Raw genomic sequence first — 1,185 nt, 5'->3', positions numbered from 1 at the left:
TATTTAATGAGATGGTCACTCCCTCCTTCCCAGTACTATGCTGAGGACAGGCTTTCATTCGGAGAACCATCATGGAAAACATTGCGCTTATTGGTATCGATCTGGGTAAGAACTCTTTCCATATTCATTGTCAGGATCATCGTGGGAAGGCCGTTTACCGTAAAAAATTCACCCGACCAAAGCTAATCGAATTTCTGGCGACATGCCCGGCAACAACCATCGCGATGGAAGCCTGTGGCGGTTCTCACTTTATGGCACGCAAGCTGGCAGAGTTAGGGCATTTTCCAAAGCTGATATCACCGCAATTTGTCCGCCCATTCGTTAAAAGCAACAAAAATGACTTCGTTGATGCTGAAGCTATCTGTGAAGCAGCATCACGTCCATCTATGCGTTTCGTGCAGCCCAGAACCGAATCTCAGCAGGCAATGCGAGCTCTGCATCGTGTCCGTGAATCCCTGGTTCAGGATAAGGTGAAAACAACTAATCAGATGCATGCTTTTCTGCTGGAATTTGGTATCAGCGTTCCGCGAGGTGCTGCCGTTATTAGTCGACTGAGTACCCTTCTTGAGGACAGTAGTTTGCCTCTTTATCTCAGCCAGTTACTGCTGAAATTACAACAGCATTATCACTATCTTGTTGAGCAGATTAAAGATCTGGAATCTCAGTTGAAACGAAAGTTGGACGAAGATGAGGTTGGACAGCGCTTGCTGAGTATTCCCTGCGTTGGAACGCTGACTGCCAGTACTATTTCAACTGAGATTGGCGACGGGAAGCAGTACGCCAGCAGCCGTGACTTTGCGGCGGCAACAGGGCTGGTACCCCGACAGTACAGCACGGGAGGTCGGACGACATTGTTAGGGATTAGCAAGCGGGGCAACAAAAAGATCCGAACTTTGTTGGTTCAGTGTGCCAGGGTATTCATACAAAAACTGGAACACCAGTCTGGCAAGTTGGCCGACTGGGTCAGGGAGTTGTTGTGTCGGAAAAGCAACTTTGTCGTCACCTGTGCTCTGGCAAACAAGCTGGCCAGAATAGCCTGGGCACTGACGGCGCGACAGCAAACTTACGAAGCATAAAGGCAGAAATACACCAGTTTAAACAATCATTCATCTGGTTTTGCGAATACTGATATTGATGATACTAACGGCCCACCGGCCTGTTGAGGAACCTGTAAAACGGAAAGGC

Annotated in this window: 1 protein-coding gene; it reads left to right on the top strand. The window is 48.4% G+C overall.

The genetic code is table 11. The features are described from left to right. Positions 1-71 precede the first annotated feature (71 nt). A complete protein-coding gene (locus tag QMN38_RS26590; protein ID WP_000427614.1) occupies positions 72-1,076 on the top strand; it encodes an IS110-like element IS5075 family transposase in 1,005 nt (334 codons plus the stop codon). Positions 1,077-1,185: the final 109 nt, after the last annotated feature.

The organism is Citrobacter sp. R-1.5.2 (genome assembly GCF_035064245.1).
In the GTDB taxonomy this organism is placed as follows: domain Bacteria; phylum Pseudomonadota; class Gammaproteobacteria; order Enterobacterales; family Enterobacteriaceae; genus Citrobacter.
Note: the sequence above shows the minus strand (reverse complement) of the source record. Positions and strands in the feature narration are given on the sequence as shown.